The 26,835-nt window shown below is 67.7% G+C and carries 23 protein-coding genes and 1 pseudogene; 2 read left to right on the plus strand and 22 right to left on the minus strand.

Annotated features, from left to right (window positions below; all coding sequences use genetic code 11):
* Positions 1 to 282 precede the first annotated feature (282 nt).
* The 7 genes and pseudogenes from VGP60_RS25550 to VGP60_RS25580 form a co-directional block, all read right to left on the minus strand.
* Positions 283 to 1,263 (minus strand): VWA domain-containing protein, encoded by a 981-nt coding sequence (locus VGP60_RS25550; RefSeq protein ID WP_327550630.1) that lies wholly within the window; start codon positions 1,261 to 1,263, stop codon positions 283 to 285.
* Positions 1,260 to 2,210, minus strand: a complete 951-nt coding sequence (locus VGP60_RS25555) for a DUF58 domain-containing protein (RefSeq protein ID WP_327550631.1) — start codon at positions 2,208 to 2,210, stop codon at positions 1,260 to 1,262. The genes VGP60_RS25550 and VGP60_RS25555 overlap by 4 nt, the downstream gene beginning before the upstream one ends.
* Entirely contained in the window at positions 2,210 to 3,271 is a 1,062-nt protein-coding gene (locus tag VGP60_RS25560) for a MoxR family ATPase (protein ID WP_327550632.1), read from the minus strand. Before VGP60_RS25560 ends, VGP60_RS25555 begins: the two co-directional genes overlap by 1 nt.
* A 199-nt stretch (positions 3,272 to 3,470) precedes the next feature.
* Entirely contained in the window at positions 3,471 to 4,076 is a 606-nt protein-coding gene (gene mobA, locus VGP60_RS25565; protein ID WP_327550672.1) for a molybdenum cofactor guanylyltransferase, read from the minus strand.
* 27 nt (positions 4,077 to 4,103) lie between these two features.
* Positions 4,104 to 4,319, minus strand: a pseudogene (locus tag VGP60_RS25570) (ArsR/SmtB family transcription factor); the annotation flags it as partial.
* Entirely contained in the window at positions 4,316 to 4,744 is a 429-nt protein-coding gene (locus VGP60_RS25575; protein WP_327550633.1) for an SRPBCC domain-containing protein, read from the minus strand. The pseudogene VGP60_RS25570 and the gene VGP60_RS25575, both read right to left, overlap by 4 nt.
* Positions 4,745 to 4,815: 71 nt before the next feature.
* On the minus strand, positions 4,816 to 6,144 hold the full coding sequence (locus VGP60_RS25580) for an NlpC/P60 family protein (protein WP_414640404.1): 1,329 nt from the start codon (positions 6,142 to 6,144) through the stop codon (positions 4,816 to 4,818).
* A gap of 481 nt (positions 6,145 to 6,625) precedes the next feature.
* Between VGP60_RS25580 and acnA the strand changes: the two genes are divergently transcribed.
* Complete coding sequence (acnA, locus tag VGP60_RS25585) at positions 6,626 to 9,439, plus strand: aconitate hydratase AcnA (RefSeq protein ID WP_327550634.1); 2,814 nt, start codon at positions 6,626 to 6,628, stop codon at positions 9,437 to 9,439.
* Positions 9,440 to 9,510: 71 nt separating this feature from the next.
* Here acnA and VGP60_RS25590 read toward each other — a convergent pair whose 3' ends face one another.
* The 11 genes from VGP60_RS25590 to VGP60_RS25640 form a co-directional block, all read right to left on the minus strand.
* The gene (locus VGP60_RS25590) at positions 9,511 to 9,834 is read right to left on the minus strand and encodes a hypothetical protein (RefSeq protein WP_327550635.1); all 324 of its coding nucleotides are present in this window, start codon (positions 9,832 to 9,834) and stop codon (positions 9,511 to 9,513) included.
* A gap of 371 nt (positions 9,835 to 10,205) precedes the next feature.
* Positions 10,206 to 11,840: an alkaline phosphatase family protein gene (locus VGP60_RS25595; protein ID WP_327550636.1), complete on the minus strand. Its 1,635-nt coding sequence runs from the start codon at positions 11,838 to 11,840 to the stop codon at positions 10,206 to 10,208.
* 45 nt (positions 11,841 to 11,885) lie between these two features.
* Positions 11,886 to 13,070, minus strand: coding sequence for a Dyp-type peroxidase (locus VGP60_RS25600; RefSeq protein ID WP_327550637.1), 1,185 nt, complete (start codon positions 13,068 to 13,070; stop codon positions 11,886 to 11,888).
* Positions 13,067 to 14,218, minus strand: a complete 1,152-nt coding sequence (locus tag VGP60_RS25605) for an EfeM/EfeO family lipoprotein (RefSeq protein WP_327550638.1) — start codon at positions 14,216 to 14,218, stop codon at positions 13,067 to 13,069. Before VGP60_RS25605 ends, VGP60_RS25600 begins: the two co-directional genes overlap by 4 nt.
* A gap of 280 nt (positions 14,219 to 14,498) precedes the next feature.
* A complete protein-coding gene (locus VGP60_RS25610; protein ID WP_327550639.1) occupies positions 14,499 to 16,112 on the minus strand; it encodes an alpha/beta hydrolase in 1,614 nt (537 codons plus the stop codon).
* 127 nt (positions 16,113 to 16,239) lie between these two features.
* Positions 16,240 to 16,716, minus strand: a complete 477-nt coding sequence (locus tag VGP60_RS25615) for a nitroreductase family deazaflavin-dependent oxidoreductase (RefSeq protein ID WP_327550640.1) — start codon at positions 16,714 to 16,716, stop codon at positions 16,240 to 16,242.
* On the minus strand, positions 16,709 to 17,686 hold the full coding sequence (gene egtD, locus VGP60_RS25620) for an L-histidine N(alpha)-methyltransferase (RefSeq protein ID WP_327550641.1): 978 nt from the start codon (positions 17,684 to 17,686) through the stop codon (positions 16,709 to 16,711). The genes VGP60_RS25615 and egtD overlap by 8 nt, the downstream gene beginning before the upstream one ends.
* Positions 17,683 to 18,474: an ergothioneine biosynthesis protein EgtC gene (egtC, locus tag VGP60_RS25625; RefSeq protein ID WP_327550642.1), complete on the minus strand. Its 792-nt coding sequence runs from the start codon at positions 18,472 to 18,474 to the stop codon at positions 17,683 to 17,685. Before egtC ends, egtD begins: the two co-directional genes overlap by 4 nt.
* 4 nt (positions 18,475 to 18,478) lie before the next feature.
* The gene (gene egtB, locus VGP60_RS25630; RefSeq protein WP_327550643.1) at positions 18,479 to 19,828 is read right to left on the minus strand and encodes an ergothioneine biosynthesis protein EgtB; all 1,350 of its coding nucleotides are present in this window, start codon (positions 19,826 to 19,828) and stop codon (positions 18,479 to 18,481) included.
* Positions 19,829 to 19,833: 5 nt separating this feature from the next.
* Positions 19,834 to 21,102: a glutamate-cysteine ligase family protein gene (locus VGP60_RS25635; RefSeq protein WP_327550644.1), complete on the minus strand. Its 1,269-nt coding sequence runs from the start codon at positions 21,100 to 21,102 to the stop codon at positions 19,834 to 19,836.
* Positions 21,103 to 21,223: 121 nt separating this feature from the next.
* A complete protein-coding gene (locus tag VGP60_RS25640; protein ID WP_327550645.1) occupies positions 21,224 to 22,147 on the minus strand; it encodes a LysR family transcriptional regulator in 924 nt (307 codons plus the stop codon).
* Between the two features lie 105 nt (positions 22,148 to 22,252).
* Between VGP60_RS25640 and VGP60_RS25645 the strand changes: the two genes are divergently transcribed.
* Positions 22,253 to 23,440 (plus strand): Glu/Leu/Phe/Val family dehydrogenase, encoded by a 1,188-nt coding sequence (locus VGP60_RS25645; protein WP_327550646.1) that lies wholly within the window; start codon positions 22,253 to 22,255, stop codon positions 23,438 to 23,440.
* Positions 23,441 to 23,591: 151 nt separating this feature from the next.
* Here the strand turns inward: VGP60_RS25645 and VGP60_RS25650 are convergent, their stop codons facing one another.
* The 4 genes from VGP60_RS25650 to VGP60_RS25665 are packed head-to-tail and all read right to left on the minus strand — an operon-like array spanning position 23,592 to position 26,716.
* Positions 23,592 to 24,314, minus strand: a complete 723-nt coding sequence (locus VGP60_RS25650; RefSeq protein WP_327550674.1) for an ESX secretion-associated protein EspG — start codon at positions 24,312 to 24,314, stop codon at positions 23,592 to 23,594.
* A 17-nt stretch (positions 24,315 to 24,331) separates the two neighbouring features.
* Entirely contained in the window at positions 24,332 to 25,699 is a 1,368-nt protein-coding gene (locus VGP60_RS25655) for a hypothetical protein (RefSeq protein WP_327550647.1), read from the minus strand.
* 1 nt (position 25,700) lies between these two features.
* The gene (locus VGP60_RS25660; RefSeq protein ID WP_327550648.1) at positions 25,701 to 26,309 is read right to left on the minus strand and encodes a DUF3558 domain-containing protein; all 609 of its coding nucleotides are present in this window, start codon (positions 26,307 to 26,309) and stop codon (positions 25,701 to 25,703) included.
* Positions 26,310 to 26,320: 11 nt separating this feature from the next.
* A complete protein-coding gene (locus VGP60_RS25665) occupies positions 26,321 to 26,716 on the minus strand; it encodes a hypothetical protein (protein ID WP_327550649.1) in 396 nt (131 codons plus the stop codon).
* Between the last annotated feature and the right edge of the window lie 119 nt (positions 26,717 to 26,835).

The raw sequence follows: 26,835 nt of genomic DNA on the forward strand, positions 1-26,835 counted from the left end.
GACGCGGGCGTGCAGTGTCAGTACCCGGCTCCAGGCCAGTTCGTCGGCGGTCATCGGCGGTGCGCGGAGTATTTGGGGATGCGGTGGGTTGAGGTTGTGGTTGGCCTCTGGCTTGTAGGGCTCAAAGCTGCGTGGGGCGTACAGAGGCACGGTTAGAAGCCTGTGTTTATTGGCAGGCGCGGTGAAGACTCCCGCCCGTCGGGCGGACGTGAGTCGTGGTGACCGGCTTTACGGACTAAGGGCCCGCGTGGTTGCGACTAAAGACCCAGCGCGTGGCGGTAGCTAGGGTAGGCGTTGGCCGATTAGGAGGGAACCGGCGGCGGCGAACATGAGGATCAGGGTGCCGATGACCAGCCAGGGCCGGCTGGCGTCGGCGTCTTTGAGTTCGTAGCCGATTTGTTCGCCTAGGTCGTCATAGACTTTCCTGATCTCTTCGGCCGTAGCCGCCTTGTAGAACTCGCCTCCGGCGATTCGCGCGACCTCCTGCAGCGATTCGTCATCGACGGCGACGGTTACCGGTTTGCCGTCGATGTTCACCGTGCCGTGCGAGGTGCCGAACGAGATCGAGGAGATCGGGATCTGAGCCTGTTTGGCCGCCTGCGCCGCGGTGTACGCACCGCGTGGCGCGTAGAGGTCTTCCGGCACGGTCTGCTTGCCGTCGCTCATCAAAACCACACGTGCGGGTGGCGGTCCGTCGACCCCGCCGACGACCGACGAGAAGCTCTCGATCGACTGCAGGGCCGCGAAAATGCCCTCACCGGTAGCCGTCGACTGGGCCAGCTTCAGGTTGTCGATCGCCTTCACCACACCGGCGCGCTCCGTGGTCGGAGCGACCAGGACCGTTGCCGTGCCCGCGAACGAAATCAGGCCGAGGTTGACACCCGGCGTCAAGCCTTGTGCGAAGGATCGAGCCGCTACCTGCGCGGCCTGAAGGCGGTTCGGAGCCACATCCGTCGCCTCCATCGACAGCGAAACGTCGATGACGAGCATGACGGTCGCCCGGTTCCGCGGCACCTTCTGCTCGGCCGTCGGTCCTGCCAGCGCGACCGTGAACAGCAGCAGCGAAAGGATGATCAGGCCCGCGGGAAGATGCCGGATCCAGCCCTGTGCTTTCGGGGCGACCTTTTCCAGCAGTTCGAGGTTCGCGAAGCGCATCGAGCGCTTGCGCCGCATCCGTTGCGTGACAACGTATCCAGCCACCAGCGCGAGGACGACGAGCAGCATCAGGAACCACCAAGGCGCGGCAAATCCTGTCAGGCTCACGTCACGCCTCCCGACCAGCCACGCTTACGCGCGACCACAAAGCGCACCATGTCCGCAATCCAGTCCGAATCAGTCCGTAGTACCAAATGGGCCGCACCGGCGCGGCGTAGCTCCTTGGCCACTTCCAGCCGGTGCGCGTGCGCCGCGGCGCCGAATTCCTTGCGCAGCAACGCCGAAGCGTGCACTTCGCGCTGTCTCCCGGTCTCCGGGTCCGCCAGCACGACAGTGCCGACGTCGGGGAGGTCGATGTCACGCGGGTCGACGATTTCGATGGCTATCAACGAATGCCGGGCCGACAGCGCGCGCAGCGGACGCTGCCACTCGGTGCCGCCCAGGAAATCCGAGATGACCACGGCCAGCCCGCGCCGCCGGGGCGGCCTGCTGAGCTGTTCGAGCGCTGCCGCGAGATCTCCGCGGACACCTTCGGGTGCCCGCGGCGTCAGCGCGACCTTGCGTACCAGGCCGCGGGCGTGCGGAAGCCCGCCGCGTGCCGGAATCCGTGTGCTTTCCTCGCCGTTCGCGATCAGCGCGCCGATCCGGTTCCCGCCGCCACCGGTGAGGTGTGCGACCGCCGCGACCGCGCAGATCACGAGGTCCCGTTTCTCGCACAGCGCGGTCCCGAAGTCGAGGCTCGCCGAGAGATCCGCGGCCACCCACGTCTCCAGCTCGCGGTCGGCCACGGTTTCCCGGATGTGCGGGGTCGTGGTCCGGGCGGTGACCGCCCAGTCCATCCGGCGCACGTCGTCGCCGGGCTGGTACGTCCGCGCCTCACCGGGCTCGGAGCCCGGACCCGGCACGAGCCCGAGGTGGTTGCCCTGGAGCAGCCCATCGAGCCGGCGCCGGACGTCGAGCTCCAGCGTACGGAGCCCGGCCTCGAGGCGTTCCCCGCGAAGTACCGGGGGCGCCCACGAAGGGCGCCCGCCCTTGTCGTCCTTGACCGTGTTCACTAGCGGCCCGGAACTCCCGCCGGGACGGGCGGCTGGCCACCCTGCGGACGCGCGGACACCTGCGGCAGCGGCACGGTCTGCAGGACGCGCGTGATGATGTGGTCGATCGGGACCCCGTCGGCCAGCGCGTCGTAGGACAGCACGAGCCGGTGGCGGAGCACGTCCGGGACCACGTCGACGACGTCCTGCGGCAGCACGTAGTCTCGCCCGCGGACCAGCGCCAGCGCCCGCGACGCGGCGATGATGCCGAGGCTCGCACGCGGCGAAGCGCCGTAAGACACCCAGCCCGCGACATCGGCGAGACCGTGCTCGTTCGGCGTACGCGTGGTGAGCACGACGCGGACGACGTAGTCGACCAGCGCGTGGTGCACGAACACCTGGGCGGCCACGTTCTGCAGGCGGACCAGCTCGGCCGGGGTGAGCACCTCGTGCGGCACCGGCGGGGTCACGCCCATCCGGTAGACGATCTCGCGCTCTTCCTCGGCCGTCGGGTATTCGACGAGGATCTTGAACAGGAACCTGTCGCGCTGCGCTTCCGGGAGCGGGTAGACGCCCTCGTTCTCGATCGGGTTCTGCGTCGCGAGGACCAGGAACGGGTCGGGCATCGGGAAGGTCTTGCCCCCGATGGTCACGTGCCGCTCGGCCATCACCTCGAGCATCGCCGACTGCACCTTGGCCGGCGCGCGGTTGATCTCGTCGGCGAGCACGAAGTTCGCCACGACCGGGCCGAGTTCGACGTCGAATCGCTCGGCGCCCTGGCGGTAGATGCGCGTGCCGAGGATGTCGGCGGGCACGAGGTCAGGGGTGAACTGCACGCGGGAGAACGTTCCGCCGACCACCCGGGCGAACGTCTCGACGGCGAGCGTCTTCGCGACGCCGGGCACACCCTCCAGCAGGAGGTGGCCCTTGGCAAGCAGCCCGACGAGCATGCGCTCGACCAGCCTGTCCTGCCCGACGATGATCCGTTTGACCTCGAACACCGTACGTTCCAGCAACTGGGCGTCCCGTGCTGGCGTGCCGGGTTGCTGGCTCGCGCCTTCGGCGTAGCCGGGCTCGGTCATGCGCTCTCCTCGCTGAAGCTCGTCGAAACCATGACCGAAGGTGCTGTGGTGAATGGTGTCCTCGCGGGCTCGGCCACGAAGCCTCCTAGCTCATGATCATGTCCTTGTGCGTTGCGCACCGTACTAGCCTCCACCGACACGGCGGTACACAACGGTAGCCAACCCAACCGGCGGTATGACGGCCGTAAAGCGGCCTCCTTCAGCTGAACCTCAGCAGATCTTCGGGGGTGTCGATATCCGCGCTTTCCCCGGACCGCTCCGGGACTTCGGTGATCGACAGGCGGCCGAGAGTCCGGCGCAGGGACGCGCCGGAGGTCTCCTCGGGCAACGCCGAGCGGAGCGCTTCGACGCGCCACGCGCCGAGCAGCCACTGCCGTTTGCCTTCCGCGTCGACGAGCACCGCGCCATCGCCGGACACCGACGACACCAGGCGATCCACAGTGGACCGACCGACCGCGGCCAGGTCCCCCGCGAGCACGACGACCACCCCGGTGCCAGTTCCCAGTGCGTCGAGCCCCGCGGCGAGCGCGGCGACCGGACCGGCGCCGGGCTCGGTTTCCCGCGTCCACACGACGTCCGGAAAGCCCTCGCGCTCGGGCCCGACCACCACCACCGGCCTGGCGTCTCCCAGCGCGTCGACGGCACGGCGCAGCAACGTGATCCCGCCGACGCGCAGCAGTGTCTTGTCCACTCCGGACAGCCGTCGCGCCGATCCCCCGGCGAGCACGATGCCCGAATAGGTGGTCTCGGCGAGCTTCTTGAGCGCGCCGAGCCGGGTGTCCCAGGCGTCGGCCGTCGCCGACATCCACTGCGCGGTCGACGTCAGTTGTTCGGGCCGCACGGCGAACACCACTTCACGGCCGACACGACTCCGCCGCACCAAATCGTTCCGTTCGAGAATCGCGAGATGCTTGAGCACGGCGGCCCGGCTGATCGGCAGGATCCGCGACAACGCCGACGCACTGCCCGGCTCGCCCGCCAGCAAGTCGAGCACGCGCCAGCGCATCGGGTCGGCCAGCGCGGCCAGCACCTCGACAGGAGCGGTCACGCGGCGGCCTTCTCGGCCAAGCCGGCGAGTCCGCCCGCCCAGCCCTGCGTGGTCGCGTCGAGGTACGCCTGACGTTCTTCGCCTGACAGCGTCAGGTCCTCAAGGCCGCTCTCGGTGACTCGCACCAGCGTCCCGCCGGGCACGCTCGTCAGGGTGAACTCGACGCGGGTACGCTTTCCTGGCTCGGGATCGGCGTCCGGCACGTTCGAGTACCAGTAGGCGAAGCGTTCGGGCGGCACGACCTCGACGATCACTCCCCGGTAGCGGCCGTGTTCGCGCCAGAAGTGCTCGATCCCGCCGCCGGGGCGCAGGTCGATCTCGGCGCCGTCGAAGGCGTACCAGGTCTTGATGTGCTCGGCCCGCGTGATCAAGTCCCACACCCGCTCAAGGGGCGCGTCGATCACGATTTCCCGCTGCACCTGCATCGGTCACCCCGTCCTGTAGTGTCACCACAGGGTTGCAGGTGAACGCGCGAAGTGCAACCTTCGGGTATCAGCTACCCGATCAGGCGGGTTGCGTACGGCATGATCCCGCCGTAGCGCACGGACGAGACCTTGACGTAGGAACCCGACTGCGGCGCCTCGACCATCTGCCCGTTGCCCAGGTAGAGCGCCACGTGGTGGATACCGGCGTAGCCACCCCAGAACAGCATGTCCCCGCGGCGCATCTGCGAGAGCGGCACCCGCCGGCCCGCGGTGTACTGGTAACCGCTGTAGTGCGGCAGGCCCATGACCCCGGCGAAGGCGTAGATCATCAGGCCGGAGCAGTCGAAGCCGATCTTCTTGTAGTCGCCGAACCGGTCGGCCACGCCACCGTCGCGGATACCGCGGGTCGCCCCGCTGCCGTTGCCGCCACCCCAGGCGTACGGCACGCCGAGCTTCGACAGCGCCCGCGCGATCACGGCCTCGATGCTGGCCCCGGCCGGTGCCGACGGCGGCGGCCCACTCGACGGGCCTCCGCCGCCCTTCGCCGGCTTCGCCGCGTTCAACGCCGCCTGACGTGCGGCGGCCTCTTCCTCACGCTGCTTCTGCGCGAGCCAGTCCTGGTAGCGCTGACGCTGTCCCTGCAGCCCGCTGACCTTGGACTGGGCGTCGTACAGTTTCTGCTCGACGCTCGACTTGTCCGCTTCGAGCCGGGTGTTCTGGCTCTCCTGCGCGTCCTGGGCCTGCTCGGCGGAGCTCTTCGCCGCGTCGGCGTTGTGCTTCGCGCGCTCGGCTTCGTCCTTCTTCTGCTGCGCGATCTCGAGCGACTTGCGCGCGAGCGAGTCCTTGTTCGACTTCTCCGTCTGCGCGCGCTCCATGCCTTCGAGGGCGTTGAGCTGGCCACCGCTGACAGAGTTGAGCAGCTGGGCCCGCGCGAGCAGGTCCGCCGGATTGGGCGCGCTCATGTACGCCGAGATCGAGCCGATCATGCTGCCCTGCTGATAGCTCCCGGCGACGAACTTGTCCAGATCGGTGCGCGCCCGCTCGATCGCGCCGGCGGCGGCGTCCGACTCGACGCGGGCGGCCTGTGCCGCACGCTCGGCCGCACCGGCCTCGTCCTCGGCGGTCTGCATGTCGACCATGGCCTTGTTGGCCTGTTCGAGTTTCAGCTCGACGTTGTCCTGGAGCTGGGAAAGTCTTTGTTCGGCCTCGGCCAGTTGATTGGTGAGTTTTCCGACTTCACCGGCGCGGGCATTCGCTTCACCGCGGCTGTTATTGATGTCGGAATCACTGGGATTCGGCGGCGGTGGAGGCACGGCGACAACCGGTCCCGCGATTCCGATTAGGACTGCCAGCGCGAGCGTTCCCACAGTCAGGCAACGAACTGTGCCTCTTAAAGACAAATTCCCCGCAAGGCCTCGCCGCTCACTCTGCCTGATCGACACGGGCCCACCCTCCACTTGCGACACATGCGTGTCACTACCGTCACATGCCTACCAGACACACCACCAGAAACTTCAGTACCGCGCTGATCATTTCCCCATTCGGGGGACCTTTTGCGCATTACCTCCCCCGATTCAGGGGCCGCTTACAGCGGGTGCTAAGGCAGCGCCGACGTGGCGATAGTGCTCCTCGTCACTCCCCGAGACCCGCCCGCGTGTCCCCTTGAACTCTAAAAAGGACACGCGTACTGTTTGCAGTGTCGGACGAGGTGTGCGATCCCGCATCCAGACCTACGGTGGGGGTACGCAACACTCGGTCCAGGTAGACCTGAACGACCCTGAAAGACCAGTAAGGCCCCGAACAACCACCCGAACTGACCCGGGACGCCGCTCGCGGAGCTCAACGACGAGCGAGCCGGAGTCCCCGCCACTGGAGTTAGACGTGACTGCACCTGCCAGCAAGGACAGCTTCGGCGCTCGCGACACGCTGAAGGTGGGCGACGCCTCCTACGAGGTGTTCCGCCTGAACAAGGTCGAAGGCGCCGAGCGTCTTCCCTACAGCCTGAAGATCCTGCTCGAGAACCTGCTCCGCACCGAAGACGGCGCGAACATCACCGCCGACCACATCCGCGCGCTGGGGAACTGGGACCCGAGCGCCGACCCGTCGGTGGAGATCCAGTTCACCCCGGCCCGCGTGATCATGCAGGACTTCACCGGCGTGCCCTGCGTCGTCGACCTCGCCACCATGCGCGAGGCCGTCACCGACCTCGGCGGCGACCCCGACAAGGTCAACCCGCTGGCGCCGGCCGAGCTGGTCATCGACCACTCGGTGATCATCGACATCTTCGGCCGCCCGGACGCCTTCGAGCGCAACGTCGAGATCGAGTACGAGCGCAACCGCGAGCGCTACCAGTTCCTCCGCTGGGGCCAGGGCGCCTTCGACGAGTTCAAGGTCGTCCCGCCGGGCACCGGCATCGTGCACCAGGTCAACATCGAGCACCTCGCCCGCACGGTCATGTCCCGTAACGGCCAGGCGTACCCCGACTCCTGTGTCGGCACCGACTCGCACACCACCATGGTCAACGGCCTGGGCGTGTTGGGCTGGGGCGTCGGCGGGATCGAGGCCGAGGCCGCGATGCTCGGCCAGCCCGTCTCGATGCTCATCCCCCGCGTGGTCGGCTTCAAGCTGACCGGCGAGATCCCGGTCGGCGTCACCGCCACCGACGTCGTCCTGACGATCACCGAGATGCTGCGCCGCCACGGCGTGGTCAGCAAGTTCGTCGAGTTCTACGGCGACGGCGTCGGCGTGGTCCCGCTGGCCAACCGCGCGACCATCGGCAACATGAGCCCGGAGTTCGGCTCCACCGCGGCGATCTTCCCGATCGACGACGAGACGATCCGCTACCTCAAGCTGACCGGCCGCTCCGCCGAGCAGGTCGCGCTGGTCGAGACCTACGCAAAAGAACAAGGTCTCTGGCACGACCCGTCGCACGAGCCGGTGTTCTCCGAGTACATCGAGCTCGACCTGTCGACGGTCGTCCCGTCCATCGCCGGCCCGAAGCGCCCGCAGGACCGCATCGCGCTGACCGACGGCAAGTCCGCGTTCCGCAAGTCGGTGCACGACTACGTCGACGGTGAAGACCTCACCCCGCACACCAAGGTGGACGAGGCTTCCGAGGAGTCCTTCCCCGCCAGCGATTCGCCGTCGCTCTCGTTCGCCGAGGACGACGCCGTCCCGGTCATCCAGTCCGCCGCGAACGGCGCCACCGGGCGCCCGACCAACCCGATCACGGTCAAGACCGAAGACCGCGGCGAGTTCGTGCTCGACCACGGCGCCGTGGTGATCGCCTCGATCACCTCGTGCACCAACACGTCCAACCCCTCGGTGATGCTCGGCGCGGCTCTGCTCGCCCGCAACGCCGTGGACAAGGGCCTCGCGGTGAAGCCGTGGGTCAAGACGTCGATGGCGCCGGGCTCGCAGGTCGTCACCGACTACTACAACAAGGCCGGCATGTGGCCGTACCTCGAGAAGCTGGGCTACCACCTGGTCGGCTACGGCTGCACCACGTGCATCGGCAACTCGGGCCCGCTGTCGGACGAGATTTCGGCCGCCATCAACAAGAACGACCTCACCGCGGTGTCGGTCCTCTCCGGTAACCGGAACTTCGAAGGCCGGATCAACCCGGACGTCAAGATGAACTACCTGGCCTCACCGCCGCTGGTCATCGCCTACGCGCTGGCCGGGACGATGGACTTCGACTTCGAGAGCCAGCCGCTCGGCCAGGACTCCGACGGCACCGACGTCTTCCTGCGTGACATCTGGCCGTCGCCGCAGGAGATCCAGGACACGATCGACTCGTCGATCACCCAGGAGATGTTCACCAAGGACTACGCCGACGTGTTCGACGGCGGCGAGCGCTGGAAGGCGCTGCCGACGCCCGAGGGCAAGACCTTCGAGTGGGACGCCGAGTCCACCTACGTGCGGAAGCCGCCGTACTTCGACGGCATGAAGCCGGAACCGTCACCGGTCGTCGACATCTCCGGCGCACGCGTGCTGGCGAAGCTGGGCGACTCGGTCACCACCGACCACATCTCCCCCGCCGGTGCCATCAAACCGGGCACGCCTGCCGCGGAGTACCTGGTGGACCACGGCATCGACCGCAAGGACTTCAACTCGTACGGCTCGCGCCGCGGTAACCACGAGGTGATGATCCGCGGCACCTTCGCGAACATCCGGCTGCGCAACCAGCTGCTGGACGACGTGCAGGGCGGTTACACCCGGGACTTCACGCAGGACGGCTCCCCGCAGGCGTTCATCTACGACGCCGCGCAGAACTACGCCGCGCAGGGCACCCCGCTGGTTGTCTTGGGCGGCAAGGAATACGGCTCCGGTTCGTCGCGCGACTGGGCGGCCAAGGGCACCTCGCTCCTGGGCGTGCGCGCGGTCATCACCGAGTCGTTCGAGCGCATCCACCGGTCGAACCTGATCGGCATGGGCGTCATCCCGCTGCAGTTCCCGGCGGGCGAGTCGGCGGCTTCGCTGAAGCTCGACGGCACCGAGACCTTCGACATCTCGGGCATCACCAAGCTCAACGACGGTGAGACCCCGCGGACCGTGCACGTCACGGCCACGAAGGAAGACGGCACCAAGGTGGAGTTCGACGCGGACGTCCGCATCGACACCCCCGGTGAGGCCGACTACTACCGCAACGGCGGCATCCTCCAGTACGTCCTCCGGAAGATGACCCGGGCGTAGTTCGTCTCGGCTCCCAAAGTGACATGAACGGACCTTTCATCTCGATTTCTGAGATGAAAGGTCCGTTCATGTCACGCCAGGACCTCCCAGCGAACACTGGTGACCGACGGCTCCAGGCTGAGACGGCTGACGGCGGATTCCCTCTGAGCATCGTCCCGCTGATCGCCGACGAGCTCGGCCCGGACCTCGACGGACCGCTGGTCCGGCAGATCGGTGCTCAGCACCGACAGCAGCCGGAAATCGGTGCGAGTCAAGGCTTGCACCAGCAACGCGCGGACATGCGCCTCGGCGTCATCCCGGGTCACCGCCTCGAACAAATACTGCGCCGGGACCTCGTCACCGGTGTCAGGACGCCTGTCGACAGCCCGCCCGAGCGCCCGCAGCGCGACGTTCACGCCGGCCGTCCGTTGTGATGATTGACTCCCACCCGGAGGCGACCCGCCTTTAGCGTTCTCCCATGGCTATCGAGGAGTCCACAGCGAGAACTCGCGAACTGGGCGGAGAACTGAAACGCGTGCGAACATGCCCCCAAAGCGGCGTTCGGGTCACTGGACGCCCCCAACGCCGCTTTGGGGGCACTTCCCGCCGCCCGCGGCTCCCCGGCCATCGAAGGAGTGCCCCTGCGTAGCCATCTGTCGACAGATGGCGATCTCTTAGCTCCTAAGAGATCACGTGATGTCGACATCTCGCGAAGGGGAACAACGCCATGAAGGGTCCCTTCCTCCCGAAAAACGGGAGGAAGGGACCCTTCATGGCGTTTCAGGCGCTACCGGAGGGTGGCGCCGGTCTTCGGGTCCAGCGGGAGCTTCCCGGCCTGCGGCCAGAAGAAGTTGAACATGTTCCCGATACTCCCCGCCCGCGAGTCGAACGAAGAGCCGCCGATCCGCCCGGTGAACCAGTTGTCCTCGACGAACTTAAGGATCGAGGACTGGTCGGTCACCGTGTGGTCGACGAAGTTCACCTTGCTGTACGGCGAGATCACCAGCAGCGGCAGCCGCGGCCCGTAGCCGCAACGGTCCGCGTAGCCGCCCAGCGGGGTGCCCTTCTTAGACGTGCAGAGCGCGGTGTCCTGCGCGGCGTCGTGCGAGCCGTTGACGATCGGCGGGCTCACGTGGTCGTACCAGCCGTCGGAGTCGTCGTAGGCGAGCACGATCGCGGTCGAGCGCCACTCGGGCGACTGCTGGATCTTGTTGATCTCCCCGACGATGAACTGCTGCTCGTCGAGCGGGTCGGAGTAGCCGGCGTGGCCGTCCTGGTACTCCGGCGCCTTCAGGAAGCTGACGGCCGGCATGGAGCCCGCCTTCAGCGAAGCGTCGAAGTCCGTGGTGTCGTACTGGTGGTTCGCCCGGTCGGTCTGGCCGATGGCCTGCACCGACGACGGCGCGAGGTGCTTCGGGTTGGCCGTGGACTGGTAGTACTGGAACGGCTCGTGGTGCGGGCTGTAGTCGACGCTCGCCTGGCCGCCGACATTGCTGTGTGTCGCGCCGCAGACCGCGTACCCGTTCTCGGTGCCGGTCGGCCGGAAACCGCCCTGGAACCAGCCCCAGCTGACGTGCCGCTGGTTGAGCAGGTCACCGACGTTGGTCCCGCGCATGCTGGCGAGGTTGTCGGTCGCGGTGTGGTTCTTGTCGGAGCAGTCGTCCCACGCCGGATCCGGGTCGTTGATCACCGTGCCGACGCCGTTCTTATCCGGCGAGACGACGGCGTACGCGTCCGAAGTCGGCTTGTGCGTAACGGAAGTGATGGCCTGCGCGCCGTGCGTCTGGCCGGAGATCAGGTTCAGCGCACCCGGCGTGGACGGCCCGAACGTGGTGTTGAACGAGTTGTCGCTCAGCGAGTAGTGCTGCGCGTAGTTCCACAGACCCGTGACGGTGTTGCCGTCGTAGTAGTCGGTCACGAGGCCGGGTTCGCCGAACAGCACGGGCTGGCCGGTGCACTTGTCACGCTCGGTCTTCTCGACGAACTTGTCCATCTTGCCGCCGTTGAAGGCCTGCTGCTCGCTGTTGTAGCCGTGGTCCTGGTCGCAGGTCAGCGCCTGGCTCGGCGAGAGCCGCTTCGGGTCGTACGCGTTGGGGTTGTCGGTCAGCAGCTTGTGGTCGAGACCGTTGACGTCCGGGGTGTGCTTCGCGGCGGTGAACGGGGTGCCGTCGGTGTTCGCCGCGTTCGGGTAAGTGCCGAAGTAGTGGTCGAACGAGATGTTCTCGCCGAAGATCACCACCACGTGCTTGATGGGCGTGGCGGTGGGCAGCCACTGGGCGGGCAGTCCGTGGAAGGACTGTGCGTCGGCACTGCTCACCGCCGACGAGCCGCCGAAGACCGCGAGTGCCGCGGCCGAGGCCAGCGCCCCGGCGGCGAGCACCCGCCGTCTGCGCTGCCACTTGCCGACTCCTGTCGTGTCCACTGTGTCCTCCTGATCGGCACTACTACTTGTGGTGGGGAAGGGAAATCAGCAGAGCATCGACCTGCCGTAATGGTCATCGGGACCGGTAACGCCTGGCAGGGCGAAGAAGTAGCCTCCCCCGAACGGGGAGACGTAGTCGACGAGCGGTTCGTCGGTGAGCCGTTTTTGGACGGCTTCGAACTGGCGCTCGAGATCCTGTTGGTAGCACGCGAAGATCAGGCCCATGTCGAGGTTCCCGTTGACGTCGACGCCGCGGTCGTAGTTCACCGCGCGGCGCAGGATGCGGCTCGAATCGGTCTCGGGCGTGCGCGGGTTCGCCTTGCGGATGTGCGCGGTCAGCGGGATCACCGTCCCGATGGGGTCCGCCGCGTACTGCGGGATGTCGGTCTCCTGGGCGCCGTCCAGCGGGGCGCCGGTGTCGCGCCGCCTGCCGAACATGTTCTCCTGCTCGGAAAGCGAGACGCGGTCCCAGAATTCGACCAGCATCCGGATCAGCCGGATCACCTGGTAGCTGCCACCGGAGGTCCAGGCGGGCTCCCCCGCGCCGGCCCACACGAGCCGGTCCATTTCGGCGGCGTCGGTCACCGACGGGTTCGACGTGCCGTCCTTGAATCCCATGAGGTTCCGGGGCGTGCCGGAAGGCCGTGGCGGCGAGCTGAAACCGTTGAGCTTCCAGCGGAGTTGCATCCCGCCGCGGGTCGCGCGGGCGACGTCCCGCAACGCGTGCAGCACGGTGTCGGTCGATCCGGCCGACACCGTCAGGCTCAGGTCGCCGTGACACTGGGCGGCGTCGAGGTCGTCGTTGGGGAACGTCGTCATCGGCTTGAGCTTGGCGGGTTTGCGATCGGCGAGGCCGTAGCGCTGGTCGAACAGCGACGCGCCGACACCGACCACTGTGGACAGATCCCCGGTGGGCACCACGGGTCCGAGCACACCGGAGTCGGCGGGCGGCGCGGTGATGCCGAGCGCGGCCGGAGCTCCCCCGGCGCTCAGGAACCGGGCCCGGTCGGTGATCGCGCGCAGGAGATCCGTGAGCTCGGCCCGGTTCCCGGCGATGACGTCGAACGAGGCGACGATCGTCTGACCAGGCGGCTGGCGCAGGATTCCGGGCTGGTGAGCGCCGTAGAACTCGACGCGCTCGTTCGCCGCGCTCGCGGTGTTCACGCTGACGGCGGCCAGCCCGGCGCCCGCGACGGCGGTCTTCAGGAACGAACGGCGGTTGACGCTCATGACACCCTCCGCGGCTCGGCGATGGCGGCGATCGGCGCGAGACGTTCGGCCAGCTCGGACACCGCGCCGTCGAGCTTCTGCCGCTGCGGCACGGTGAGCTGCGCGACCGGCGTCCAGGTGCCGTCCGGACGGCGTGCGCCTTCGACGGCCGACTGCGCGCGGTTCAGCCAGGTGTCCACTCCGGACAGTCCGGGGAAGCGCGGGACCAGCAGCGGGCGCAGGACGTCGAGCACCGCGCGGGTGCCGTCGAGGTTGGCCAATGCGGTGGCGAGGTTGGTGCCGCTGCCGTAATCGGTCTTGGCGGTGAGCTCGAACTGCAGCGTGTTCTCCATGATCTCGTGGGCGCGGAGCCCGAGGTCGGCCTGATCGACCTGGGCGTCCGGGAAGGACCGCTGGAGCTCGTGGACGTCGTCGTCGAGCCGGTTCGCGACCGGGACCAGCGCGTCCATCGCTTCGCCGTGCCAGAGGCCGTATTCGAGGCGGTGGAAACCGGTGAACCCGGGATCGGTGACGTCGGTGGCCGTCCCGTTGAGGACGCCGTCCGAGTCGCCGAAGGCGTCGTAAGCGGCACCGAGACGCTCGTAGGAGAGATGCGCGGTCAGCCAGGCCGCTTCGCTCGCGGCGCGGTCCTGCCGCGCGACAGCCGCCTTCAGCGCGCCGGTGCCGTCCACGAGCGTGCCGAGCCCGGCGATGACGTGGTCGCGATAGCTCTTGAGCGGGCCGATGAGGTCGGCGTTGGTCACCGGGGAAACCCCGGGGCTCGACTTGTCGTCACCACCGGTGACCTTCGCGATCGGGCCGACGATCGCGGCGGTTTCTTCGGGAAGACACTTGAACGCGTAGTCGCCGTTCCCCAGCGTCACCTGCAGTGGCCGGGTCGTCCCGGCGCCGAGCCCTTCGACCTCGCCATAGACCGTGCCCGAGGCAGGGTCGACGAGGTACGCCTCGGCGGTGACGGAACCGGTGTTGTGCAGGAGGAATGTCTGCGGCCCCGGCTTCGGGTCGGTCCAGCCCTGGCCGCAGGACGACCGCGAAATCGAGATCTCGGGATCATGCGCGACAGCCGCGTCCGGCCAGAGAACGATCGCGCCCCCCACGACGATCACCGCCGCGCCCACGACCAAGCCGCCACGCGCCAAGCCGCGCACCCGCACTCCCCTCCAACCGAATGGTCTATCCGGTGAGCGAGTATGCGAGCCGAATGTGAACAACAAACCGTTATCGCACCCTCGCACCGGGAATTCACCCAGACTTTGGCACCAAAACTTCTTTTCGCCAACCCTTCGACCATGAGAGTGCCCATAATGTCGCGACTCGCCCCATTAGCCCGAAAAGGCGAACTCGCGCTATTCCTCCCCGAACGCTCCGAAGGCCACCATCAGGGCGTTAACCGCCTTGATGGTGGCCTTCAGTGGCCTTGCGTGAGCGCTATTCGAAGGGCTGGACGTTCGGGGCGAACACCTGGCCTTCCACCGGCGCTTTTAGATCGACCAAATAGTCCGCGGTCACTTTGTCCGCTCCGGCCGAATCGCCCAGAATGCAATGCCCGAAGGCGTCGACCGAAATCAGCCGCGCGTTCCCGAGTTGCGCGGCCATCCGCTGCGCGAAGACGTACTGCGTCGCCGGGTCGTAGTAGTTCCCGATGACGAGCACGGGGTTCTCGGTCGCCGCGCGCCACGGGCCGCGGTAGGCGTCCGGCTTCTTGACCGGCCACACCGGGCAGCCCGCCGCGTCCGCGAACGCCTGGGTGCGGCCGAAAGTCGGTGACTCCTGCTCCCAGCTCGCCGCGATCTCCGGCAGTTTCTCCTGCTTGTGGGTGAACTTCTTGTCGAGGCAGTTGACGCCGAAGTACGAGTCGTCGCTGGTGTACGGGCTGTCCCCGGCGTCGACCCGGCCGTTCCCGCCGGCGAGCAGCGTCTTCAACTCCGGTCGCACCGCCTGCGTCGAAGCCTCGGGCGCGGTGATGACGCCATAGACCGCCTGCAGGTCCTCGGCGAGGAACGGGAAGGACGACGGCGAGTACAGCGAACCCGAAACCGCTCCCGTGAAGTTGTTGATGTCCAGGCTGCCACTGGGCAATTCGACCGGCTGCTGACGCAGGTACGTGCGGATCTCGTCGAACTTCTCCCGCGGTTCGCCGGAGCTGAACGCGCACTTGTCCGCGACCAGCTTGCACCGCGTGAGGAAGCCGTCGAGAGCGATCTCGAAGCCCCGCGCGCGCTCCCTGTCGTACTGCAGGCCGTCGCTGGTGCGCAGCGCTGGGTCGACGTTGCCGTCGATCACGATCGCGCGGGACTGCTTCGGGAACATCGCCGCGTAGGTCGAACCGATCAACGTGCCATAGGAGAAACCGACGAAGCTCAGCTTCTTGTCGCCGACAGCCGCGCGCAGGACGTCGAGGTCACGCACGACGTCCTTGGTCGACATATGCGCGAGCAGGGCACCGGCGTTGTTCTTGCAGAACTGGCCGTAGTCCCGGTACGACGCCAGCGTGCCGGAGATTTCGGCACGCGTGAGCGGTACCGGGATCTGGGCACTGAAGATCTCGTCGGCGTCCTCCTGCGTGGTGAAGCAGCGCAGCGGGTTGCTGGCGCCGACCCCGCGCGGGTCGAAGCCGATGCTGTCGAAACGGTCGAGAACCGGGGCCTGGAAGATGCTGCCCGCCGAGACGGCCATCCTCAGCCCGGAGCCGCCGGGACCGCCGGGATTCAGGAACAGCGAGCCGATCTTCTTGTCCGGCGTCAGCGCCGCGCGTTTCATCAGCGCGATGTCGATGGTGCCGAGGCCAGCGTTGTCGTGGTCGATCGGCACGCGGTACCGGGCGCAGCTGTAAAGCTTCACCTGGTCCGCGGGGATCCCCGCCAGGGTTTCCTTCGAGCACGCGCCCCAATTCACCGGCGTGACGGCCGCGACCTCGGCCGGTTGCGCCACCGCTTCTTCGGCCGCCGCGGCGGACCCGGCCGTCCCCGCCAGCGCCACCCCCGCCACGAGCGCCCCTACCAGCGCGAAGATCCGCGCCGGACTCCTTGTCGAACTTGGCAAGACGACTCCTCCCAATCCCGGACACCACAAACGCGATATACGGCGTCATGGTGACTTAATGACCCAAGGAGTGAGACTGGCACAAATCGCCGAATCCCGTCACCGGCCAAACGGAGGGTGGCGGAACCTAACGGGTGGTCCGCGAAAGGACGAAAAGGGGCAATTCGCGCCCGGCTTCCGCCCGCTCCATCTCGTAGCCCGGCCAGAAGGCGAGGAGCAGACGCCAGACTTCGGCGTACTCCTCGCCTTCGACCGGTCGCGCGACGACCGGGATTTCCTTGCCCCGCAGGAAAATCCTCGCTTCCGGATGCGCGCGCAGGTTGTACGTCCACGCCGGGTCGCTCGGGCGGCCCCAGTTGGAACCGGTGAGCACGAACTCCTCACCGTGCGGATAGAAGAGGAGGTTCGAGCTCCTCGCCAGTCCGCTTTTCCGCCCGATCGTGGTCAATCGCAGCGAGGGCAGCCCGGCGATCGCGACCAGGCTGACCCGACCCTTCGTGAACCGGTGCAGCTTCTTGTCCGCCCAGATGACCGCGGGCGCGGTTTTCATCAGCCACGGCCTGGTGCCCAATGCCCGGGCGAGCGACGCGAGAGGGTTATTCACGCGCCGATCTTGCCAGGGTCACGCCGTAGCGGTTCTCCGCGTCGGTCCACCAGCGCTCGGTGGCGAAACCGGCGGCCGCGAGTTCGGAGCCGATCCCGCCGGAACGGAACTTCGCCGAGATCTCCGTCCGGATGTACTCGCCCTCCGCGAACGTCACTTCGAGCTCCGCGGCCGGGATCCGGACCCGCATGTCCCGCGTCGCGCGCAGGCGCATCTCGATCCATTCGGACTCGGCGTCCCAGTACGACTCGTGCCGGAACTCGTCGACGGCGAAATCCGCGCCCAGCCGGGCGTTGATCACGCGCAGCACGTTGCGGTTGAAGTCCGCGGTGACCCCGGCCGCGTCGTGGTACGCCCGCTCCAGGGTTTCCCTGTCCTTCACCAGATCGGTCCCGATGAGCAGCCATTCACCCGGTTCCAGCACGTCACGGACCGAGCTGAGGAACTTCGCGCGCTCGGCGGGCAGGAAGTTGCCGATGGTCCCGCCGAGGAAGGCGACCAGGCGCGGCTGCTCCCCCGGCAGCAGGTCGAGATGCTCGGTGAAATCGCCGACCACACCCTTCACGATGAGCTTCGGATACGCCGCCGCGATCGACTCGGTGGCGTCGGCCAGCGCCGATTCCGAGACGTCCAGCGGCACGAACGAGCCCAGCGTGCCGTGGTCGGTCAGCGCGTCGAGCAGCAGCCGGGTCTTCTCGCTCGACCCTGACCCCAGCTCGACCAGGGTGTGCGCGCCGGTGATCCGGGCGATTTCCCCGGCTTCGCGGTTCAGGATCTCCCGCTCGGCGCGCGTCGGGTAGTACTCGGGCAACGCCGTGATGGCTTCGAAGAGCTCACTGCCCCGGGCGTCGTAGAACCACTTGGGCGGCAACCACTTGCGGGTGGCCGTGAGCCCGGCTTTGACGTCCGCGCGCAACGCCTCCGTCACGTCTTCCGTACTGCGGTGTACGTCCAGATCGTTTTCGGTCATGACGCTGTGGCGCTCCGATCCTCGTTGCCGTACTGGATTTCCAGACTCTGTTGGATTTCAAAGAACTCGTACTGACCGTGCTCGACACGCACGGCATGCCTTTCGGGAACCGGGACCCAGCCCGGTTCGCTGTCGTACGGCTCCGAAGCGATCACGACGGAGCCGTCGACGGCGAGCACCGAAAGCGAATGGGTCCACGCCGTGGCGATCATGACCTCGCCGTCGGTGAGCAGCAGGTTGAGCCGGGAACCGGGCGCGGCCCGCTCGACCGCCGCCACCAGATCGGTGACGGCGGCCAGCGGATCCTCGCCCGCGCGCAGCCTGTCCCGCAGCAACGCCCACAGCAGCGCCGAATCCGTCGGCGCCTCCAGCGTGAGCAACTCCGTGACGGGCAGCTTCCCGGCCAGTGCGACGACCGACTCCGGCCAGCCGAGGACAACACCGTTGTGGCTGAACAGCCAGTGCCCGTCCACGAAAGGTGCGCACGCGCCCTCCGACACCGGCATACCCGGTGTCCCGTTGCGGGCGGCGGCGATGAACGCCCCCGACTTCACCGAGGCGGCGAGCGGCGGCAGCGTTTCGTCGGCCCACATCGGTGTCGGACGGCGATAGCGCACCGGCTCACCGGTTTCGTCGTACCAGCCGAGACCGAAGCCGTCGGCGTTCACCGTCCCGCCGCCGCGCATGTCGGCCGGCGCGTAGGACTGCCGCAGCAGGGAATGCGGCGCGCCGAAGATCAACTCCGCGGGGGCGCGCGGAGACCCGAGGTACCCCAAATGACGGCACATGGCGTCAGGAGACCTCTTCCCTGGCGTCGCGCGCGCACCGGAAACCGGAGAAGATCTGCCGCCGGATCGGGTAGTCCCAGTTCCGGAACGTGCCCCGGATGGCGGCCGAATCCGTGCCGAACGAGCCACCGCGCAGGACCTTGTAATCGGGGCCGAAGAACACCTCCGAGTACTCGCGGTACGGGAAGGCCGCGAAACCGGGATAGCCGTGGATATCGCTGCTCGTCCACTCCCAGACGTCGCCGATCAGCTGGTGCACGCCCAGCGGCGACGCGCCGGCCGGATACGCGCCGGCCTCGGCGGGGCGCAGGTGCCGCTGGCCGAGATTCGCGTGCTCGGGCCGGGGTTCGTCGTCGCCCCAAGGGAATCGGCGCGAACGGCCGGATACCGGGTCGTAGCGGGCTGCTTTCTCCCACTCCTGTTCGGTCGGGAGCCGCTTGCCCGCCCACGCCGCGTACGCCTCCGCTTCGTAGTAGGACACGTGCAGCACCGGCTCGGCCGCCGGAACCCGCTCGTGGACCCCGAACCGCGTGCGCCACCAGGTGCCGGCTTCCCGGCGCCAGAACCTCGGCGCGACGATGCCGTTGGCCGAGCGGTACTCCCACCCGGCCGGACTCCACCACCGCTCGTCGTCGTAGCCGCCGCTTTCCAGGAACTCGAGATACGCGCCGTTGGTCACCGGTGTGGTGTCGAGGTAGTACGCCCCCACGAAAACCTGGTGGGCCGGACGCTCGTTGTCCAGCGCCCACGGCTCGGCCGAGGTGCCCATGGTGAAGCTTCCGGCGGGCACGTAGACCTCGTCCGGCAGCTTCGCCGGACCGGCCGCGGGCGGCGCCGGAGCGTGCAGGACCGGCTCACCCTTGCGGAGCTGATGGGTGGCCAGCATGGTCTCGTCGTGCTGCTGCTCGTGCTGGGTGATCATGCCGAAGGCGAAGGCGTTCTCCGTCAGCCTGCGGCCGTCGAGCGGGGCCTTTTCCAGGATCTCCAACGACTTCGCCCGCACCTCGCGGACGTACCCGCGGGCGTCGGCCGGGCCCAGCATCGGCAGGCTCGGCCTGTCCGCGCGGGAATGGAGGAAGGCGTCGTAGATCTCGTCGAGGTCCCCGCGCAGGGGCTCGCGCCCGCCGACGTCGCGGACCAGCCAGAGCTCTTCCTGGCTGCCGATATGCGCCAGGTCCCAGACCAGGGGCGACATCAGCTTCGAATGTTGCCGGACGAGGTCTTCATCGTCGACAGCGTCGGTCAGTACCGCGCTGCGAGCCCTCGCCCTGGTCAAGGCTTCGGCGGCGTGCGCCCGCAGGTCTTGCGGGCTGAGCTCGCGCAGGGGGTTGGGTTCTTCGATCTGTGCGGTCATCGGGTTCACTCCTTAACGCGCACGCGCTTTTGAACGGATTCCGTGATCTCGGAGATGGTCTCGGCGGGAAGGTCCAGCGACGTCAACTCGGCACAACCGAGATCGACGACTTCCCGGGCGACAGCGGCGATTTCGGGATCTTCGAGCCCGAACTTCGCCGCGCACTCCCACCGGTTCGCGACCGGTTCACAAATTTCGAGCAGCTTTTCGACCGTGGCCTGCCTCGCGAAGAGCGCGGTGAACAGCGCCACCGGATGCAGCCAGCTCTGGCCCGGTTGCGCGTCGAGATACCGGACCTCCAGGTAGCCCTGGGGCCGGACCGGGGTGAACATGGTGCTCAGGTGGTATGCGAGGTCGTCTTCGGTCGGCCGCTCCAGCAGCCTGGCCGCGCCGCGGCCGTCAATCCAGTCGGCGAAGGTCAGCCCTTCGGGCGCGTCCCAGGGACGCTTCTCCCTGGGCAGCACCATCAGCGGCGTGTCCATCAGCCGGCTCGCCCACTCCGCGGCAGGATCCTGCGAAGTGCCGCCGGGATACGTGCGGACCTGTTCCGTCCTCATCACCGCGAGCCAGCGCGCGGAGGCGAAGCCGGTGTCCCGGCCGGCGTGCCGGGACGAGTTCGCGAACGTGGCGAGCAGGGGCGGGCCGGCGGCGTGGGCCGCGGCCCAGCGTCTTCCCGCGTGCTCGGCCTCGCCCGCGTCGATACAGATCTGCAGGCCGGCGGTACCGGCCATCATGGTTATGCCGCCGTCCCCCAGTGGTGCGAACCGGCGTTCCATCGCGGCGTACCGCTCCGTGCGCAGTTTGCGGACCGGCGGCCGGAAGGAGTCGATCCCGTGTTCGCCCAGGCGCAAGCCACTACGGGCGAGGAGATCGGTGAGGTAGGAGAGATCGGCGGAGACGACTTCGGCCAGTTCACGCAACGACGGTTGCGGAAGGGCGGAGATCTCCACCTGAAGACCGGGTTCGAGGCTCATCGGCGAGCCGCCCGGCAACGGTTTCGCGGGGCTATCGGGGCGAAGCGTGCGTGGGGTGTGCGGTCCCAGCGCCAAGGCCAGGTCATCCGGGTCCAGCTGTCTTCGCGGGTCTTCTTCGTAGTGCACCGTGTACTCGAGTTCGACACCGAGGAGCTTCGGCGGCCCGTGCTTGAAGCACACGGACGCCACATAAGCCTCCCCGGCGGCACGATCGGAGAGCACCCGCGCCGTGCGGTTGGAGGCGGTGGCCTGCCGCGCCGCACTGCCGGTGTTCTCCGGGAAATTCCGAACCGCAGTCATGTTCCTGCCCGTCCAGTCCTTCGGAAATGTGGGGTGAAACCTGGACTTCGGACGCTACACGCGGGGTACGACAATCGCAGCTGTCATAAGGCTGGGCCGGCGATCCGTAAGAACTTGCTGATCAGGGCAAAGCGGACTCCGTGCCCAGGCCGAGTTCGGCGGCGGCCGCGCGGACGGCGTCGATCACCAGGTTGAGTGCGGGACGCCGGGACGCGGTGGTGCGGTAGGCGATCGAAACCGTCCGCATCAGCGGGGTGGTGAGCGCCACGATGTCGATTCCCGGTGGCCGGAACGAGAGCCCGAGATCTGAGACCAGCGTGACGCCCAGCCCGGCGGCGACCATCGCCATCGCCGTCGACTGCTCCTCGACCTCGTGGTTGATCTTCGGGGTGAACCCGTGCCGGAGGCAGGCGACGCGCATCGCGCGGCCGAAATGACTCCGCGGGCTCGCCAGGATCCACGGGTGCTCGGCCAGCTCGTCCAGTGCGACCGTGTTCGCGAGGACCGTCCCGACGGGCACCGCCGCGTGCAGCCGTTCGACAGCGATGACGACGCGCTCCAGACCGGCGTCCCACGGCATCGGGGCGTCGGAGTAGTCGATGACGAACGACAGGTCCAGTGTGCCGTCGCGGACGGCGTCGGCGGTGGCTTCCGGGGCGAGCTCCCTGGTCTTGACCTCGATCCCGGGATGGTCCCCGGCCAGCGAAAGGAGCGCGGGCGGCAACAGCCCGGCGGCCACCGAAGCCCACACCCCGGCCGTGAGCCGGACGGAAACGGACTCCTGGGCCTCCTCCAGCGCCACCGTCGCCCGCTCGACCGAGCCCAGGATCACCTCGGCGTGCTCGGTGAGCAGCCTGCCGAGCTCGGTCATCTGGACCCGCCTGCCCAAGCGTTCGAAAAGCTTCGCGCCGACGTCACGCTCCAACTGCGCGAGCTGCTGCGAAACGGCCGACGCGGTGTAATGCAGCGACGCGGCGGCGGCCGTCACTGTGCCCCGGCGATGTAGCTCCCGGAGCATTCGTAAGCGGTGCAACGAAAGCTCCATGTACGAACCCTAAACGGAATCATGCACCAGCGTTAACTGGACGCGTGGCGGTCGCCGGGCGCACCCTCGGTCAAGTCGGAACACGATGACCGGAAGTGGGTAGCGATGACCGCGCAGAACGCCGAACCGCTGATAAGGCTGACCTGGACCGATCCGGTCACGGGAACCCACGGCTACCTCGTGGTGCACAGTCTCGTCTCCGGGGTGGCCACCGGCGGGACGCGGATGCGCGCGGGCTGCACGATGTCCGAGGTCGAGGACCTCGCCAGGGGCATGGCGAACAAGACGGCGACATTCAATCTGCCCGTCGGCGGCGCCAAGGGCGGGATCGACTTCGACCCGAAGGACCCGCGTGCTTTCGGTGTCCTGGAACGCTTTTGCGGCTTCCTGCGCCCGTGGATCGACGCCCACTGGGTGACCGCCGAGGACCTCGGCGTGCCACAGCACCTCATCGACGACGTGTTCGCGAAGCTCGGGCTGCAGCAGTCGTACCACGCCGCGATCAGCCGTTCCGCCGATCCCGAACGCACCCTCCGGCGGGTCCAGGCGGGCCTGAACGCGCCGGTTCCCGGCGGCCTTCTGCTCGGTGACGTCGTCGGCGGCTACGGCGTCGCCCAGGCGTGTATCGGTGTCGCGGCGGCCTGGAGCTGGGACCCGGCGGCGGCGACCGTCGCGATCCAGGGCATCGGCACCATGGGCGGCGGCGCGGCCTGGTACCTCCACGAAGCCGGAATGCGCGTCGTGGCCGTCGCGGATGCCGCGGGCACCCTCTACCACCCGCAAGGCCTCGACGTCCCCGCGTTACTGGACGCCCGGGACGCCTACGGCGAGATCGACCGCGGCAAGGTCCCCGCCGACGTCCAGGTCCTCCCCCGAGACGCCGTCTTGAGCATTCCCGCGGACATCTTCGTCCCCGCGGCGATCTCCTACGCCATCACCGCCGCCAACGCGGCCGATATCGCGGGCAAGGTCGTCATCGAGGCCGCGAACTCCGCGACCACCGAAGTAGCGGAAGCCGCCCTCACCGCCCGGGGCATCCCGGTCATCCCGGACTTCGTCGCCAACGCCGGCGCCGCGGCCTGGGCCTGGTGGCTGCTCCTCGGCGAGGTGGGCGCCGACCCCGCCGACTCGTTCCTCCGGCTGCGCACGGAAATGCAGTCGAAGGTCGCGCTGCTGCTGGCCGGCTGGACCACCGACCGCACTACCCCGCGCGTCACCGGCCACCACCTGGCCGCCACCAACCGAGTCACCCCCACGCTCACTGAGGCCCCCGTCCCCCTCCTGATCCCCTGACGTCACCAACGCCTAACCCGGCCACGACCAGCCGTGCCCACCGAAGGCGCGCACTCCACCCCCAAACTGAAATGAATGGACCTTTCCTCTCAAAAAACGAGAGGAAAGGTCCATTCATGCCACGGCTAACCCAGCCACCCGGTCTTGAAGATCATCCAAGCCCAGAACCGAACTCCCGCAAAATCCCCGCCAGCACCGCGGGCCCAGCCGGTCCGATATGCACTTCGGCGTCATCCCCGGCACCGGCCGTATACGTGTAATACCGGCCCCAGTCGGTATCCGCGTAGTGCAAGGGCTGCTCCACCCGCGAATACCGCCCGACCTCGTCCCGGCGCCCCGCGTACAACTCGCCGCTGCCACTCACCGGCCGCTGCACCAAGGAAACGAGATCCGATATCACCGGCTCCAACCGCCGATCCGGAGTCTTCCCAGCAGCCGCCAATGCGGAAACCCGGACAGACCGAGGATTCCCGCCGCCAGCGCCCACCGCAGGAAGCTCCGCGACCAATGCCTCGGCCAACCCCTGCCGATCCGCGGCCTTGATCCGAATCCAGTCCCCGGCACGAATCGCGACCACGCCCTGCAATCCCCGGGCAGCTGCCAAAACCCCGAGGGTCTCGTCCCCCGAGGTCATCCACCCGTAGTACTCCAGCGACGCATTGGTCAACAGCGGCAGCCAGTCGAGGAAATCGACGGCGGTCCGGCCCCGGCCGTCGATCAACCCGGCATCGGACAAGGCTTGCTCGATCTGCTTGTCCGCCGCCGCTTTGTCCTCATCGGAAAGCCACAGCGCTTGAGGCCGCAACGTCAGGTGAAGCTGCCCCACGCGCTCGCGCTCGGTCAGTGCGGCGAGCGCACTGACCGGCACGTCGATCCACTGCCGGTTCACGCCTACTCGCCGATGACCGGCGGGGTCGTCCGCTGGTCGGTCCCGAAGAGCGCGTCCGGATCCGGTTCGATCAGGAAGTCGGGACGCTGGTGCTCGCCGTCCTCGTCCCCTTCGCCGCGACGCCCGGCGCCGCCCATCGGACCGCCCGTGCCCCCGGCACCGCGCGCACCGGCACCACCGCCACGGCCCGCGACGCCCTCACCCGCGGCGCCACCGAACCCACCGACACCGGCGCCCTTACCGAGCGCTCGGCTGCCTTCGCCCGCTGCTCCACGTCCACCGGCGCCCTCACCGAGGTCACCGCCCAGCAGCCGGCCGCCGGCGCCACTCCGGCCCCCGGTACCGCCGCCACCGGGACCACCACCGGTTCCCGGTCCGGTACCCGGCAGACCCGATGATCCGGGTACAGGGGTCTTCGAACCACCGCCGGGGTTGAACACGACACTGTCCGGCCCGGGAAGCGAGCCGGTCTTGTTGCCTCCGGGCTTAACCGTCCCGGGCGGCCGGCCACCCGGCAGATCGGTGGTGCCGCCGGGCTTGTTGCCACCTCCGGTGGTCCCCGTCGGCACCGTGATTCCGCCGGTGCCACCCGTACCTCCGGTCCCACCGGTACCTCCAGTGCCGCCCGTCCCCCCGGTGCCGATGGTGTGGGTCTTGGTCGGGTCGCCGGGGCCCGTGCCCTCGATCAGCCCACTCGTCGTGGTCTGCTCGGTGTTCTGCGTGCGCTGGTTCGTCTCCTGGTTGGACGTCTTCGGCGGCTTCTTCCCGCCAAGAGGCGGGTTGTACGGCTCAATGGGGCCAGGCGGATCGGGCTGCTTCACCGAGATGGCCGCACCGTCGGACTTCAAGAGCCCGAAGTCCGTCGGCAGCACGGAACGGGTACTGGATGTCGCGCTGCTGTACTGGTCCATCACGCGGACGTTGTTGTCGTTCGCCGCGTTGTGCTTCGCGACGCCCTCTTGGTACGAGCTGACGTCGTCAGCGGCCATGAAGGGACCGGCCACCGGGATCATCGACTTGAGGCCGATCGACCACGGGCTCGGCTTGTCCGGCTTAGGCGGGACCGGCACCACCGCGTGGCCGGAACTGTCGAAACTGGACACCTGCGCGTCCACCGAGGCACGAGTCATATAGAGGGGCTGTGCGGTCTCTACGAACGCGACCTCCAGCGGTCCCGCCCCGGCACCCGCCGCGTCGGCCGCCGGACCAGACCAGGCTTGCTTCATCCGGTCTTGGAGTCCCTTGATGCTCTCGCCACGCGTCTTGTAGGTCTCGATCAGCGTTTCGATACCTTGGGCCGCCGTCCTCAAACCGTCCGTGTTGCCGCCGGTGAAGTTGGTGTAGATCTGGTCCCCGTCCATACCCGCCATGTCAGGACTCCTTAAGCGTTTTGACCACTGCGCCCGCGACCTGCCGTGCGGCGTCACACGAATCCTGTGCGCCCTCGTAGCCCTGATTTCCTACTGAGAAAACCAGATCGTCCTCGATGCCCACCACCAGATTGCAGGCTCCCCTTGGCCGACGATCTTGCCGATCGGAAAAAACAGCCGGATATCCGTCCACATCAGGAGCAGGTTCCACCAACAGGAGTTGACCGGTGTCTCGACCGGTGTAGATACCCGCCAAGCCACCGATACCGGAATCCCGGTTGTTCGTCTGCAGAATGACCGTCATATTCCGGGCGGCGTTGGGGTCGATCCATCCGCAATCGGGGCCTGCGGGAGATTGGTTCTTGTCATGAACCGTGCCAGGGTTCGAGAAGCCCAGACCTGACAGTGTCTCCTGGGGCACGAGCTTGCACGGATCGGCAAGGAATGCCGAAACATCCAGTGGGTTTGCAACCTTGGGGGCCGCCGGGTTCGACGACGTGGACGAGGCAGGCGATTGCGTCACCGGCGAAGGTTCGCCTCCCGTCTGCGACGAACATCCAGCCAAGGACAGGATTGAGGCGGCGAAAAGCACCGGCCAAATGGCTTTCATGGTCTCCACGGTCAGGTCGTCTGTGTAAAGGGCTCGGTGTTCGCCTGGTCGGCTTTCACTGTCGCATTCTTCGCTGCTTCGAGTTTCTTTATGTACTCCTGCGCGTATTTCAGCATGGAGTCGTTCTGATCCTGCAAAGCCATGATGGACTCGATGCCCGCGCTGACGTAGCCCCTACTCGGGTCGTCGTTACCCGGAGCACGCAACGCCGTCGCGATCTCCTGGATCGCCCTACCGTCTTCCAGAATCTTCACAGCTTCTTCCCGCCACAGCCCGATGACCGTGTCGAGTTCCCCAGGTGACATCTCGAATGTGCCACCACCCCCGGTGGCACCCCCGTAGACCTTCTGCGGTGTGAGGTCACCCCAGACGCTGCGTACTGCTGCGGAAGCTTCATCGAACAGCACGTCAGCACCTCCTCTCCCAGTTCGCCCCTAGCTCGAAAGCCTAGCCAAGCGGCCGGTGCGCTGTCAGCAACACTCCAAAGCTTCCGACGCATGGATGAACCATCCGGTTCCCGAACGCA

Origin of the sequence: Amycolatopsis sp. (genome assembly GCF_036008905.1) — a bacterium.
Taxonomy (GTDB): domain Bacteria; phylum Actinomycetota; class Actinomycetes; order Mycobacteriales; family Pseudonocardiaceae; genus Amycolatopsis.

Coding starts and splice junctions, on each gene's coding strand:
- VGP60_RS25560 (WP_327550632.1), bottom strand. CDS start 3,271: ATGACCGAGCCCGGCTACGCCGAAGGCGCGAGCCAGCAACCCGGCACG.
- mobA (WP_327550672.1), bottom strand. CDS start 4,076: ATGTCGGCGACGGCCGACGCCTGGGACACCCGGCTCGGCGCGCTCAAG.
- VGP60_RS25575 (WP_327550633.1), bottom strand. CDS start 4,744: ATGCAGGTGCAGCGGGAAATCGTGATCGACGCGCCCCTTGAGCGGGTG.
- VGP60_RS25600 (WP_327550637.1), bottom strand. CDS start 13,070: ATGAGCGTCAACCGCCGTTCGTTCCTGAAGACCGCCGTCGCGGGCGCC.
- egtD (WP_327550641.1), bottom strand. CDS start 17,686: ATGACCGAAAACGATCTGGACGTACACCGCAGTACGGAAGACGTGACG.
- egtC (WP_327550642.1), bottom strand. CDS start 18,474: ATGTGCCGTCATTTGGGGTACCTCGGGTCTCCGCGCGCCCCCGCGGAG.
- egtB (WP_327550643.1), bottom strand. CDS start 19,828: ATGACCGCACAGATCGAAGAACCCAACCCCCTGCGCGAGCTCAGCCCG.
- VGP60_RS25635 (WP_327550644.1), bottom strand. CDS start 21,102: ATGACTGCGGTTCGGAATTTCCCGGAGAACACCGGCAGTGCGGCGCGG.
- VGP60_RS25640 (WP_327550645.1), bottom strand. CDS start 22,147: ATGGAGCTTTCGTTGCACCGCTTACGAATGCTCCGGGAGCTACATCGC.
- VGP60_RS25645 (WP_327550646.1), top strand. CDS start 22,253: ATGACCGCGCAGAACGCCGAACCGCTGATAAGGCTGACCTGGACCGAT.
- VGP60_RS25655 (WP_327550647.1), bottom strand. CDS start 25,699: ATGGCGGGTATGGACGGGGACCAGATCTACACCAACTTCACCGGCGGC.
- VGP60_RS25660 (WP_327550648.1), bottom strand. CDS start 26,309: ATGAAAGCCATTTGGCCGGTGCTTTTCGCCGCCTCAATCCTGTCCTTG.